Genomic DNA, 12,491 nt, shown 5'->3' on the forward strand with positions numbered 1-12,491 from the left:
TGGCGGGTTTTTCTTGGTCATTGCCGGTACTCAGCCTTGCAGCAAGCGCCCTTCAGCTGCGGCCAGATCCGCTTCACGTCCCAGCAAGACCAGCACATCGCCTTCTTGCAGACTGAAGTCTTGCGGAGGTGCTTCGGCACGCTGCCCGCGTCGGCGAACCGACTTCACTTCGACTTCGTAACCTGCCAACTGCATATCGGCCAATGTCTTGCCGACGGCCGCCGCATCTGCCGGCAGCAACACGGAATGTAGGCGCGGCTGAGCATGGTCATCCAAAGCCAGGCTTTCATCCGTCACGCCGCGAAAGAAACCGCGAAACAAGCTGTAACGCGCCTCACGCGCCGTGCGAATGTGTTTGACGACCCGATTCAGCGGTACTCCCAGAAGCATCATGGCGTGAGAACCGAGCATCAAACTACCTTCCAGCACCTCGGCCACCACTTCGTCTGCGCCGGCCGCCCGCAGCCGATCAATGTCCGCATCATTGCCGGTTCTGACAATCACCGGCAGGTCCGGTCGTGCGTCCTGCACCAAGTGCAGAATCTTCAATGCAGACTCTGTGTCGTTGTAAGTGATGATCAAGGCGCGTGCACGCGCCAGTCCTACCGACGCCAGAACTTCGCGGCGCGTGGCATCTCCAAACGCCACCAGCTCACCAGCGGCAGCAGCTTCCTGCACTCGCTCCGGGTCCAGATCAAGCGCATAGAAGGGAATTTCCTCCTGCTCCAGCAGTCTTGCCAACGCCTGACCGCTACGACCGTAACCGCACAGGATGACGTGGTCAGAACTGGCCATGGTGCGCGCCGCCAGCGCCGTCAATTGCATGGATTGAAACATCCAGTCCGATGCAATGAACCGACGCACAATCCGGTCGGACTGTTGAATCAGGAAGGGGGCAACCAGCATGGATAGCAGAACCGCCGCCAGCGCCACCTGACGTACACTTTCCGATACCACGCCAGAAGCTGCCGCCAACGCGAGCAATACAAAGCCGAACTCACCGCCCTGCCCTAAAGCAATGCCGGTTCGGGCGGCATGGCCTGGTGCGTGCCCAAACAGACGAGCCAAAGCCGCTACCAGCACCAGCTTTCCGAGCGTAAGCCCCAGCAGAGTCAGTACAATCAGGAAGAACTGTTGCCACAGCACCTGAAAATTCAACTGCATGCCAATCGTTATAAAAAACAAACCCAGCAAGAGGTCGCGGAAAGGTCGAATATCATCTTCCACCTGATGGCGGTATTCGGTTTCGGCAATCAGCATGCCGGCAATAAACGCACCAAGCGCCAGCGACAACCCGGCAGCCCCGGTGCCGTATGCCACCCCCAGCGTCACCAGCAAGACATTCAAGACAAACAGTTCCGGTGAACGTTGTTTGGCCACCAGATGGAATAAGGGACGCAGTAACTTCGGTCCGAAATACAGCAGAATCACCAGGGCCACCGCAATTTTCAGTGTGGCCATGCCCAGCGCCATCCACAGTGAATCGCCTGATTTGGATAAAGCCGGAATCAGGATCAGCAGCGGTACCACGGCCAGATCCTGAAACAGCAACACACCGATGGCATTCTGACCATGCGTGGCATTGACCTCGGTTCGCTCTGCGAGCAACTTCGAGACAATCGCGGTCGATGACATGGCAAATGCGCCGCCTAGCGCAATGCCCGTCTGCCAGGGTAAGCCGGCCAACAAGGTGATGATGGCCGTAATCAGCATGGTGCCGATCACCTGACTGGATCCCAGGCCAAACACGGTGGTTCGCATTGAAATCAACTTGGGCAAGCTGAATTCGAGCCCAAGACTGAACATCAGGAAAACCACCCCGTATTCACCCAGCTCGCTGGCTTCGGCACTTGAGTGGACCAGACCAAAAGCATTTGGACCAATCAATAGCCCAACAAGCAAGTAGCCCAGCATGGCCGGCAATCTCGCCGCCCGACACAGAATGACCGCCACCACAGCGGCCGCCAGCAGGATTAACACCAGTCGCAAGCTTTCGTGCATAAATCACCTCAGGGGCATTGGGTTTGCCCACTCTGCCCCAATTATAGAAATTCAAGTTCAGTGGCTCTGTAAAGGTTCATAACGCAAGCCAAGCCTGCTCGGCGCCATCCAAAGGTCTGCCCGGCGCATCCTGTTATACTTTCACCCTATGACAGAACCACAAATCTCCTCCGCCGAACCAGATATCCAGACGGTACTGGCCTCGGCACGCAATGTCCTGAAGATCGAAGCCGACGCGATCCTGAATGTCGCTATGCGGCTCGATCCGCTATTTGTCCGCGCCCATACCATGATCCTGTCCTGCAAAGGTCGGGTGGTGGTCAGCGGCATGGGGAAAAGCGGCCATATTGCCCGTAAAATTGCGGCAACATTGGCCAGCACCGGTACACCGGCGTTCTTTGTTCACCCTGCAGAAGCCGCCCACGGCGATCTAGGCATGATCACCGCTGACGACATCTGGCTGGCCCTATCGAATTCAGGTGAAGTCGAAGAACTCACCAGCCTGCTACCCGCCATCAAACGCAAGGGCATCGCCATTATTGCCATGACCGGCAATGCCAGCTCGACACTGGCCAAAGCGGCCACCGTTCACCTTGATGCAAAAGTCGATCAGGAAGCCTGCCCGCTCAATCTCGCACCGACGGCCAGTACCACGGCAGCGTTGGCGTTGGGTGATGCACTGGCAGTCACCCTGCTGGAGTCCCGAGGCTTTGGTCGGGAAGATTTTGCGCTGTCCCATCCTGGTGGCAGCCTGGGCCGCAAGCTGCTCGTCCATGTCCGGGACATCATGCACAGTGGCGATGAATTGCCAATAGTTCCCGTCGGCACCTCGGTCAAGGATGCGCTGTTTGAAGTCAGTCGCAAAGGGCTGGGCATGACTGCCGTTGTGGATGCCAACGGCAATCTGGTCGGCCTGTTTACGGATGGAGACTTGCGACGGGCACTGGATCGTGACATCAACCTGTCCACCACCCTGATCGAATCCGTCATGACCCGGAATCCGCTATGCATAGACGCCAGCCATCTGGCTGCCGAAGCGGTGCAGATCATGGAAACCCGCAAGAAGAACGGCTTGCTGGTACTCGATCACGGCAAATTGGTAGGCGCCTTGAATATGCACGACCTGCTACGAGCAGGCGTGGTCTGATTGGGAGTAAACGAATTGCAAGAGCGTGCAAGAGCAGTCAAGTTGATGATTTTTGATGTCGATGGCGTCATGACCGATGGCCGCCTCTACTACACCGATGATGGGCAGGAACTTAAAGCATTCAATGCACTCGATGGTCATGGATTGAAAATGCTGAAGCAGTCTGGCGTTGAACTGGCGATTATTTCTGGCCGCCACTCCCGGCTGGTTGAACATCGCGCCCGCAACCTCGGCATCCATCACCTGCACCTCGGTGCGCACGACAAACTCGAAGCCTTCGAAAAACTGCTTGCCGCCACGCAGTTCACACCTGATCAGTGCGGATTCATGGGCGACGACGTAATCGACTTGCCGGTTATGCGGCGTTGCCAGTTTGCGGTAGCCGTGCCAGATGCGCCTGAACTTGTCCGCCAGCATGCCCACTACGTTACGGGAGCAGCAGGAGGCTGCGGCGCAGTACGCGAACTTTGCGAAGTACTGATGCAGGCCCAAGGAACCTTCGACGCACAAATGGCGCGTTATTTGAACTAAACAGATGAACACCGACCACTCCGCCATTGCCTTCCCGATTGCCCTGCTGGCTGGCCTCGCCGCCTTGGCATTGGCGCTGGATCGCATCACGACCATCCCCTTGTTTGTGCCGGGACCGGTGAAACATGAGCCGGACACGGTTATCGAGAATTTCACCGCGCTGTCTTTGGGCGAGGATGGCAAACCGATTTATGAGTTATCCGCGCGCAAGATGCTGCACTACCCGGATGATGACTCAGCCGAGTTGGCCGAAGCACGCATGCGCCGCACCATTACCGGCAGCCCCGTCCTCAACATCAGCGCAGATCGGGCTCGCATTCTCGATCGCGGCCACGAAGTCTGGTTCGATGGCAATGTTGTCATGGTTAGAGAACCTCACGCCGGAGACCTGCCGCTGACCGTCCGTACCTCACGTCTGTGGGCCAATGCTGCCGATGGATTAGCCAAGTCTGATCAGGCCGTCACTGCCGAATCTGGCCACAACAGACTCTCGGCCGTTGGCTTCGACTACAACAATGCCCAGCAGATCATGAATCTGCACTCTCAAGTGAAAATCGACTATGCCCAACCAAAACGTTAAGCCGCTATTGGTATTGCTCTTACTTGTCAGCACCTTTGCTACTGCACGGGCCGAACTGGCCGATCGGGATCAGCCCATTCATGTTGAAGCCGAGACCACCAGCACGGATACCCGCAATTCCCGAAACGTCTTGCAGGGCAATGTGACGGTCGTTCAAGGCTCGCTGCAGATGAAGGCGGACAAAGCAACGATCTGGGAAGACAAAACAGGCAATCAATATCTGGAAGCCGAAGGCAAGCCCGTGCAGTTCAAGCAAAAGCTAGAAGGTGGCGGCATGCTCGAAGCTCGTAGCGATCGCGCTGAGTACGATGGTGCCAAAGGCGACCTGCGGCTGATTGGCCACGCTTATCTCAAGCGCATCAACGATGAGGCGACGGGGGAGCGAATTTTCTACAATGCGCAAACCGAGGAATATCGTGTCGAGGGCGGCAAGGACGCCAGCGGCAAACCGGGGCGGGTAAAGATGACCATCATTCCCAAGAAGAACAACCCCACAACTCCCGGCGCCAAACCATGAGCAGACTGGCCGCACACAATCTGCAGAAGCGCTATAAAGCCCGCACCGTAGTACGTGATGTTTCGCTGCATGTCGATAGCGGCGAGGTCGTTGGGCTGCTAGGGCCAAACGGCGCGGGTAAAACCACCAGCTTCTACATGATCGTCGGGCTGGTCGCCGCCAATAGCGGCAAGATTTTTCTTGATGAAACCGACATTACCCGACAACCCATTCACCAGCGCGCCAGATTAGGCTTGGGCTATCTGCCGCAGGAAGCGTCTATCTTCCGCAAACTGACTGTCGCAGAAAACATCAAGGCCATTCTGGAGTTGCACCGATCTGGCGCCGAAGCCGTAGAAGCGCGGCTTGACGAGCTGTTGCATGACCTCAATATCGTGCACCTGCGAGATAGTCCCGCCTTATCGCTATCGGGCGGCGAACGACGCCGCACCGAGATCGCCCGTGCTCTAGCCGCCGAACCACGCTTCATCCTTTTGGATGAGCCCTTTGCAGGCGTTGATCCGATTGCGGTGATGGATATTCAGAAAATCATCCGTTTTTTGAAGTCGCGGGGCATTGGTGTTCTGATTACCGATCATAGCGTTCGCGAGACATTTGGTATCTGCGATAGGGCCTATATCATCAATGAGGGCTCGGTTCTGGCAGACGGGACGCCAGAAGAAATTGTCTATAACGAGAATGTGCGACGGGTTTACCTGGGCGAACACTTCAAACTGTAAACCTCAACCTATCAACCAATAGAACTAAACAAGACCCGGCCCAACGGCCATCGCGCATTACACAAGGCTGTAGTACTGTAGTGACTCCCGGCGCCAGACAACGACCCCGTCAGACGCCGAACCATAGAAACTCCGGCAGGCCCGAGGTCCTTGCGATGCGATGAAACAATCCTTACAACTCAAGCTCTCGCAGCAACTTACCCTCACCCCTCAATTGCAGCAGTCCATCAAGCTGTTGCAGCTTTCCACGCTTGACCTGAACCAGGAGATTGAGCGCTTCCTGCTGGAAAACCCGATGCTGGAGCGTACCGAAGAAGCCAGCCACAACGAAGCTACTGAAGCTCCCGCCGAAGCCCAGCAGGCAGAATCAACAGAGTCCTCATCCAGTGAAAGCGAACCGTTTGAAGGCGACGGCCTTTGGCAGGAAGCTTCTGGCGGACAGCGCCGAGATGACGATGATGGCGACTACGATCCTGGCGCCAATATCGCTCAGATCCCAACCTTACGCGAATTCCTGCTGGAACAGATCGGCTTGCTTCCTCTGTCGATGCGCGACCGTGCTGGTGCAACCTTGGTTATCGATGCGCTGGATGAAGATGGCTATCTCACCCAATCACTCGAAGAAATTCTTGAACTGCTCCCCCCAGAGCTAGTCGAAGAATTTGAAATAGAAATCGACGAGCTCAAAATCGCCCATCAGCTAGTACGACAGTTGGAACCTTGTGGCGTTGGCGCGGTCGATCTCAAGGACTGTCTGGCTTTGCAGCTGGCCGCGCAACCCTCGGATGAGCCGGCCTTGCCGCTTGCCCAACAGATTGTTGAGAACCATCTCGATTTATTAGCAAATAAAGACTACAGTAAGATTAAGAAAACGCTTAAATGCTCTGACGAAGATTTGAAGGCCGCGCAAGAGGTTATCCGGCGCCTGAATCCAAGGCCAGGTGCCGATTACGGTGAGAGCGATACCCGCTATATCGTGCCCGATGTCGTCGTCAAAAAGCAGAAGCAAGGCTGGCAAGTCCAGCTCAATGGGGCGGCGGTTCCAAAGCTAAAGGTTAATCAGTTGTACGCGAACATCCTGCGCGAACAGCGCGACTCTTCGGCACCACTGGCTAGCCAGCTACAAGAAGCCAAATGGCTGATTAAGAACGTGCAGCAACGGTTTGAAACTATTCTGCGAGTTGCGCAGGCCATCGTTGAACGCCAGCAGAAGTTTTTTGAGTATGGCGAAGTGGCGATGAGGCCCCTTGTATTGCGTGACATCGCGGAGGAGCTAGATTTGCACGAATCGACGATTTCTCGCGTCACCACCCAAAAGTACATGCTTACCCCGCGTGGTATCTACGAGTTCAAATACTTTTTCGGCAGCCATGTCGAAACAGATACCGGCGGCGAGTGTTCCGCAATCGCCATCAAGGCGCTCATCAAACAACTCGTTGGCAGTGAAGATCCAAAGAAACCGCTATCTGATAGCGCAATTGCCGACACCTTGGCGAAGCAAGGAATTGTGGTCGCGCGCCGCACCGTCGCCAAGTACAGGGAGTCCCTGCAAATCCCTCCCGTCAATCAGCGAAAGTCCCTTTAGCACCTATTGGCAGTAATTTTCTTCTCTGAAGGAGAGCACCATGAACCTGACCATCAGTGGACATCACCTCGAAATCACACCTTCCATCCGGGAGTACGTGATGACAAAGCTGGAGCGGGTCACGCGACATTTCGACCATGTGATTGATATAGGCGTGATCTTATCGGTCGACAAGCTGCAACAGCGTATTGAGGCCAATGTTCACCTGCGCGGCAAGGACATTCATGTAGAAGCGGTTGAAGCGGACATGTATGCAGCCATTGATGCCCTGGCAGACAAACTCGATAGACAAGTCATCAAGCACAAGGAAAGACTACATAATGGGCGACACACTAACGATGCACTGAAACATCAGGCAGCAATTTCTGAATAATTCGGCGGATAGAGGGAAGGCGGGAACAGTCTGGGACACTGTTCCCGTTTTTTATTGCCCAAACGCCGCGTAAAATAAAACATCTCTCCTGTCTGATTACTGCAATGGCCCTGCTATCCCAAATTCTTCCCTTGACCAATGTCTTGCTTGACGAAGAAGTCTCAAGCAAAAAGCGCTTGTTTGAACAAGCCGGAATATTGTTCGAGAACAGCCACGGGATCGCCCGTAGCCAGATTTTTGACAGCCTGTTTGCCCGCGAAAAGCTTGGCTCAACCGGGCTGGGCCAGGGGGTCGCGATTCCCCACGGCCGTATCAAGGGGCTCAAAGACGCCGTGGGCATGTTTGTCCGCATCGCTCAGCCGATCCAATTCGACGCCCCCGATGGCAAACCGGTGAAGCTGGCTTTTGTGCTACTGGTACCCGCCCATGCAACCGATCTGCACTTGCAGATTCTGTCTGAACTTGCGCAACTGTTCAGCGACAAGAAACTGCGAGACGCCCTCACAACCGTGGAAACTGCAGACGCAGCCCATAAATTAATCGTGGAGTGGCAACCTCATGCCGCAAATCACGGTTAGGCAGCTGTTCATCGACAACGCCGAGAAACTTCGGCTCACCTGGGTTGCTGGGCAAAGCGGTGCCAACAACCTGTTGTCCAACGATTCGCATCAACAAAAGCCATCGCTGGCCTTGGTCGGTCATTTGAATCTGGTTCATCCCAACCGGATTCAGGTGCTTGGCATTGCTGAAATCGCCTATCTGAAAAGTCTGGAAGCACCGGAGCTGAAAAAGTCAGTAGCGCATTTATTTGCCAGCGATATGGCGGCGATGATTGTTGCCAACGCGCAGGGAATCCCCGACATCCTGCGCGACGCCTGTGAGCGCAGCCATGTCCCTTTGCTGACATCGCCCGAACAGTCGCCATACCTGATGGATGTGCTGCGGTTCTATCTGGCCAAGGCATTAGCCGTATCGACCAATATGCACGGCGTTTTTCTGGACGTGCTGGAGGTGGGAGTACTGCTGACCGGTGAAAGCGCCATGGGCAAGAGCGAGCTGGCACTGGAGCTGATCTCGCGCGGTCATGGCCTGGTTGCTGACGATGTGGTTGAACTCTATCGCATCGCCCCGGATACGCTGGAAGGCCGCTGCCCGCCACTGTTACGTGATTTTCTTGAGGTGCGTGGCCTGGGCGTGCTGAATATCCGCACCATTTTTGGTGAAACCGCCGTCCGGCCCCGCAAGAACCTCAAGCTGATCATCCATCTTGCCAAAGCCAGTGAAGCGCTGAATCCTCTTGATCGACTGCAGATGCAAGCTGCGACCCAGGAAATTTTGAGCGTGGAAGTCCGGAAGGTTGTTCTACCGGTTGCAGCGGGTCGCAACCTTGCAGTACTGGTTGAAGCAGCTGTCCGCAATTACATCTTGCAACTACGTGGCATAGACAGCACACGCGAGTTCATTGAGCGCCACCAGCGCTTCATGGAGTCCAGCGAATAGCCACATCGCAACGGGAAAAATGGCCATGCAACTCATCCTGATTTCTGGTCTATCCGGTTCTGGAAAGAGCGTCGCCTTGAAGATGCTGGAAGATCTGGGCTATTTCTGCATCGACAATCTTCCCGCAGCCTTGCTGCCGCAAACCGCCAAGCTGCTTGCGGATGAAGGCTACAATCAGATGGCTATCAGCGTAGACATCCGTGGCGCAGTCAGCTTGCCGGCCCTTCCGGCGTGCATGGCAGAGCTACGAGACCGGGGCGTCGATGTGCGCCTGTTGTTTCTGGAGTCGAAGACCGATACGCTGGTCAAACGCTTTTCCGAAACCCGGCGCCGCCACCCGTTGTCGGTATCCAACCCAGCGCTCACCGTCACCGAGAGCATTCTGCTCGAACGCGAATTACTGGCAGACCTGATCGAACTCGGCCACCGGGTAGATACCAGTGAGCTGGCCGCAAATGGCCTTCGTGCCTGGGTACGCCAGTTCGTGGCACTGGACCATTCACGCTTGACGTTGATTTTCCAATCGTTTGGCTTCAAGCATGGCATCCCGCTGGATGCTGACTTTGTGTTCGATGTCCGCTGCCTGCCCAATCCCCACTACGATCCCCTGCTTCGCCCCCTGACAGGAAAAGATGAGCCCGTAGCCAGATTTCTCGCGGCAGAGCCTGCTGTCGGTCGGATGGCCGATGACATCGAACGCTTTGTTGCAAACTGGCTGCCGGTATTTGACCGTGATAACCGGCCGTACCTTACCGTAGGCATTGGTTGTACCGGTGGTCAGCACCGGTCGGTTTATCTGGCTGAGCTGCTGACCCGGCAGTTCTCCCGTCTGCGTCAGGTACTGGTGCGCCATCGCGAAGCACCTCATGAAGATTGAGCTTTCCGACTGGCGCCAACTGCTAAGGCCCGGGGACTACGTTTTGCTGCTGTTTGCCACCGTTGCCGTTGCCGCCAGCTACCCTCTGGCTTGGCGGAGCCAACAGAACGCACAGCGAGTACGCATTTTTGCCAACGGAACCCTGTTTGCCGAACGGGATCTGTCCGGCCCAGCACGCTTGGCGGTACCAGGGCCTCTGGGTGACACCATCGTTGAAATTGCTGACGGCAGGGTTCGCATCGCTGCCGACCCCGGCCCCCGCCAGTACTGCGTGAATGCAGGCTGGCTGGAGCATGCCGGGCAACTCGCAGTCTGCCTACCCAATCGAACCGCCATCGAATTGCCAACCGCCGTGCCGCGCTATGACAGTCTTAGCTATTGACGCCCAATAAATGAGATGCGCCGCCCTATTCGACTGTGGCAGGAGTGCGCTTGCGTCGGTTGATTTTGCACCCGATCCGGCACACGCCCATCCCAAAGCGCGACACCTTGCCAGAAGACGTACCTGCCGACCCAATGCCATCCGTCCCCACACTGCGCGCCACCAGCGAAGATAAGCAAGTTGCCCACATGGCTGCGGTCGCCATTGGCTTGTCGATGATCGACGCGGCATTTCCATCGCCTATTCCCGGCATCAAACCGGGGCTCGCCAATATCGTGACGCTCATCGCCCTGCAATGGTATGGCTGGCGCGTAACTGCGTGGGTCGTGGGCTTGCGGGTCATCGCCAGCGCCCTGTTGGTGGGCAGCCTGCTGACGCCGGGTTTCTGGCTGTCGCTGGCAGGTGCCGGTTGCAGCCTGCTGATTCTGGCCCCATTCAGTCGCCTGCCGAAGCGGTGGCTCGGTCCGGTCGGCCTGTCAGTGATTGCCGCAATGTTCCATCTGCTAGGGCAGTGGCTGGTGGCAAGATATTGGCTGATTCCCAGCGCTGGACTAGTTTATCTATTACCGCCATTGGCGACTGCGGCACTGATCACCGGTTGCATCAACGGATTGATCGCGGCACGCTGGCTCACCCAACATCCACATTCCACCCCGATAGAAACCGGCCCATGACCCCACCTCGTACCGTTACCCTGGCACTGACCGGCGCATCTGGCATGCCGTATGGACTACGTTTGCTCGAATGCCTGCTCGCGTCTTCCGCCACAACCTACTTGCTGTATTCACAAGCCGCTCAGGTGGTGATCCGCCAGGAAATCGGCGAAACATGGCCATCCCGCGCCAAGGATGTCGAGGCCATGCTACTGCAGTGCTATCCCGAGGCTGCGGGCAAGTTAAGGGTGTTTGGTCGTGAAGAATGGTTTGCACCGGTTGCCTCCGGCTCCAACCCCGCGGATGCGATGGTGATCTGCCCCTGTACCATGGGTACACTGGCGGCGGTAGCAACCGGCATGTCCGATAGCCTGATCGAACGCGCCGCAGATGTCGCTATCAAAGAAGGACGAAAATTGGTGATTGTGCCGCGAGAAGCGCCCTTCTCCGCGCTACATCTTGAAAACATGCTGAAACTTGCCCGGATGAATAATGTCTGCATCCTGCCTGCCAATCCGGGCTTTTATCATCATCCACAGTCTGTGGGTGATCTCGTGGATTTTGTGGTGGCCCGTGTGCTTGATCAAATCGGTGTCGCCCATACCTTGATGGAGCGCTGGGGTGAGCCCAGCGCCAAGACGGAGTTTTCATCATGATTGCGCCCCTGTTTCCTGACTCGAATTCGAGCGGAAATTCATCACCAAATCAGAATTCCAGCCCAGGCGCGAATTCGAAACCCAACCCCATTCCCGTTTCCAATCCAATACCCCGCACCAACGAAGGAGCTAAATCCATGGCTATGGATGTAATCGACTACAAATTGTTTGGCGACGACATGCAATTCGTCGAGGTTGAGCTCGACCCTGGCGAGGCCGCTGTGGGCGAAGCCGGCACCATGTTCTACATGGAAGATGGCATACAAATGGAAACCATCTTCGGCGACGGTTCCGACTCACAGAAAGGTCTGATGGGCAAGCTGTTTGGTGCCGGTAAGCGCCTGCTGACGGGCGAATCCCTGTTCACCACCCTGTTCGTCAACCAAGGTCACGGCAAGAAGAAAGTTGCGTTTGCCGCGCCTTATCCGGGCAAGATCATCCCGGTTCATCTGCCGGACGTTGGCGGCACACTGATCTGCCAGAAAGACTCTTTCCTTTGCGCCGCCAAGGGTGTGGCCATCGGGCTAGCCTTCCAGAAGAAACTGGGCGCTGGCTTCTTTGGTGGTGAAGGCTTCATCATGCAAAAGCTTGAGGGCGATGGCCTGGCGTTCATCCACGCCGGTGGTGCGATCATCGAGAAGAATCTGGCCCCCGGAGAGCTATTGCGCCTGGACACTGGCTGTCTGGTGGCCATGCAGCAAAGCGTGGACTACGACATCCAGTTTGTCGGAGGGGTAAAGAGTGCGCTGTTTGGCGGTGAAGGGCTGTTCTTTGCCACCCTGCGCGGTCCTGGCAAGGTCTGGCTGCAATCACTGCCACTGTCGCGTCTGGCCAACCGCATTGTCGGGGCCTCGACCATGGGGGGCAGCCGCGGTGGCGAACAAAGCGGTGGACTGTCGAGTCTCTTTAGCAACGACGACTAACCGCACCGTACCTGAAAAAACAGCCGGGTATTCCCCGGCTGTTTGTT

15 protein-coding genes are annotated in these 12,491 nt (G+C 56.4%); 14 read left to right on the top strand and 1 reads right to left on the bottom strand.

The features are described from left to right. Positions 1-30: 30 nt before the first annotated feature. The gene (locus PZA18_RS03795) at positions 31-2,001 is read right to left on the bottom strand and encodes a cation:proton antiporter domain-containing protein (protein ID WP_284099464.1); all 1,971 of its coding nucleotides are present in this window, start codon (positions 1,999-2,001) and stop codon (positions 31-33) included. Positions 2,002-2,149: 148 nt separating this feature from the next. Between PZA18_RS03795 and PZA18_RS03800 the strand changes: the two genes are divergently transcribed. From PZA18_RS03800 to PZA18_RS03865, 14 genes are all read left to right on the top strand, one after another. Further along, on the top strand, positions 2,150-3,148 hold the full coding sequence (locus PZA18_RS03800) for a KpsF/GutQ family sugar-phosphate isomerase (protein WP_284099465.1): 999 nt from the start codon (positions 2,150-2,152) through the stop codon (positions 3,146-3,148). A 45-nt stretch (positions 3,149-3,193) separates the two neighbouring features. Further along, positions 3,194-3,679: a KdsC family phosphatase gene (locus PZA18_RS03805; protein WP_284099466.1), complete on the top strand. Its 486-nt coding sequence runs from the start codon at positions 3,194-3,196 to the stop codon at positions 3,677-3,679. A 4-nt stretch (positions 3,680-3,683) separates the two neighbouring features. Continuing rightward, the gene (lptC, locus tag PZA18_RS03810) at positions 3,684-4,259 is read left to right on the top strand and encodes an LPS export ABC transporter periplasmic protein LptC (RefSeq protein ID WP_284099467.1); all 576 of its coding nucleotides are present in this window, start codon (positions 3,684-3,686) and stop codon (positions 4,257-4,259) included. Further along, on the top strand, positions 4,240-4,776 hold the full coding sequence (gene lptA, locus PZA18_RS03815; protein ID WP_284099469.1) for a lipopolysaccharide transport periplasmic protein LptA: 537 nt from the start codon (positions 4,240-4,242) through the stop codon (positions 4,774-4,776). Before lptC ends, lptA begins: the two co-directional genes overlap by 20 nt. Then, positions 4,773-5,495, top strand: coding sequence for an LPS export ABC transporter ATP-binding protein (gene lptB / locus PZA18_RS03820; protein ID WP_284099470.1), 723 nt, complete (start codon positions 4,773-4,775; stop codon positions 5,493-5,495). The genes lptA and lptB overlap by 4 nt, the downstream gene beginning before the upstream one ends. Positions 5,496-5,655: 160 nt before the next feature. After that, entirely contained in the window at positions 5,656-7,080 is a 1,425-nt protein-coding gene (locus tag PZA18_RS03825) for an RNA polymerase factor sigma-54 (RefSeq protein ID WP_284099471.1), read from the top strand. Positions 7,081-7,120: 40 nt separating this feature from the next. Continuing rightward, positions 7,121-7,453, top strand: a complete 333-nt coding sequence (gene hpf, locus PZA18_RS03830; RefSeq protein WP_284099472.1) for a ribosome hibernation-promoting factor, HPF/YfiA family — start codon at positions 7,121-7,123, stop codon at positions 7,451-7,453. A gap of 104 nt (positions 7,454-7,557) precedes the next feature. Then, positions 7,558-8,031, top strand: coding sequence for a PTS sugar transporter subunit IIA (locus PZA18_RS03835; protein WP_284099473.1), 474 nt, complete (start codon positions 7,558-7,560; stop codon positions 8,029-8,031). Then, entirely contained in the window at positions 8,012-8,953 is a 942-nt protein-coding gene (gene hprK / locus PZA18_RS03840) for an HPr(Ser) kinase/phosphatase (RefSeq protein WP_284099474.1), read from the top strand. The genes PZA18_RS03835 and hprK overlap by 20 nt, the downstream gene beginning before the upstream one ends. A 25-nt stretch (positions 8,954-8,978) precedes the next feature. After that, the gene (gene rapZ / locus PZA18_RS03845; RefSeq protein WP_284099475.1) at positions 8,979-9,830 is read left to right on the top strand and encodes an RNase adapter RapZ; all 852 of its coding nucleotides are present in this window, start codon (positions 8,979-8,981) and stop codon (positions 9,828-9,830) included. Further along, a complete protein-coding gene (locus PZA18_RS03850) occupies positions 9,820-10,212 on the top strand; it encodes a NusG domain II-containing protein (RefSeq protein ID WP_284099476.1) in 393 nt (130 codons plus the stop codon). Before rapZ ends, PZA18_RS03850 begins: the two co-directional genes overlap by 11 nt. A 50-nt stretch (positions 10,213-10,262) precedes the next feature. Beyond that, positions 10,263-10,886, top strand: a complete 624-nt coding sequence (locus PZA18_RS03855; RefSeq protein WP_284099477.1) for a Gx transporter family protein — start codon at positions 10,263-10,265, stop codon at positions 10,884-10,886. Continuing rightward, positions 10,883-11,521 (top strand): flavin prenyltransferase UbiX, encoded by a 639-nt coding sequence (locus PZA18_RS03860; protein WP_284099478.1) that lies wholly within the window; start codon positions 10,883-10,885, stop codon positions 11,519-11,521. Before PZA18_RS03855 ends, PZA18_RS03860 begins: the two co-directional genes overlap by 4 nt. Positions 11,522-11,658: 137 nt before the next feature. Next, the gene (locus PZA18_RS03865) at positions 11,659-12,444 is read left to right on the top strand and encodes a TIGR00266 family protein (protein WP_284099479.1); all 786 of its coding nucleotides are present in this window, start codon (positions 11,659-11,661) and stop codon (positions 12,442-12,444) included. Positions 12,445-12,491 lie beyond the last annotated feature (47 nt).

The sequence above is a fragment of the Parachitinimonas caeni genome, from assembly GCF_030129945.1.
Classification (GTDB): Bacteria; Pseudomonadota; Gammaproteobacteria; order Burkholderiales; family Chitinimonadaceae; genus Parachitinimonas; species Parachitinimonas caeni.

Coding starts and splice junctions, on each gene's coding strand:
- PZA18_RS03805 (WP_284099466.1), top strand. CDS start 3,194: ATGATTTTTGATGTCGATGGCGTCATGACCGATGGCCGCCTCTACTAC.
- hprK (WP_284099474.1), top strand. CDS start 8,012: ATGCCGCAAATCACGGTTAGGCAGCTGTTCATCGACAACGCCGAGAAA.
- PZA18_RS03835 (WP_284099473.1), top strand. CDS start 7,558: ATGGCCCTGCTATCCCAAATTCTTCCCTTGACCAATGTCTTGCTTGAC.
- PZA18_RS03800 (WP_284099465.1), top strand. CDS start 2,150: ATGACAGAACCACAAATCTCCTCCGCCGAACCAGATATCCAGACGGTA.
- lptA (WP_284099469.1), top strand. CDS start 4,240: ATGCCCAACCAAAACGTTAAGCCGCTATTGGTATTGCTCTTACTTGTC.
- PZA18_RS03850 (WP_284099476.1), top strand. CDS start 9,820: ATGAAGATTGAGCTTTCCGACTGGCGCCAACTGCTAAGGCCCGGGGAC.
- PZA18_RS03865 (WP_284099479.1), top strand. CDS start 11,659: ATGGCTATGGATGTAATCGACTACAAATTGTTTGGCGACGACATGCAA.
- PZA18_RS03825 (WP_284099471.1), top strand. CDS start 5,656: ATGAAACAATCCTTACAACTCAAGCTCTCGCAGCAACTTACCCTCACC.
- PZA18_RS03795 (WP_284099464.1), bottom strand. CDS start 2,001: ATGCACGAAAGCTTGCGACTGGTGTTAATCCTGCTGGCGGCCGCTGTG.
- rapZ (WP_284099475.1), top strand. CDS start 8,979: ATGCAACTCATCCTGATTTCTGGTCTATCCGGTTCTGGAAAGAGCGTC.
- lptB (WP_284099470.1), top strand. CDS start 4,773: ATGAGCAGACTGGCCGCACACAATCTGCAGAAGCGCTATAAAGCCCGC.
- hpf (WP_284099472.1), top strand. CDS start 7,121: ATGAACCTGACCATCAGTGGACATCACCTCGAAATCACACCTTCCATC.
- PZA18_RS03860 (WP_284099478.1), top strand. CDS start 10,883: ATGACCCCACCTCGTACCGTTACCCTGGCACTGACCGGCGCATCTGGC.
- lptC (WP_284099467.1), top strand. CDS start 3,684: ATGAACACCGACCACTCCGCCATTGCCTTCCCGATTGCCCTGCTGGCT.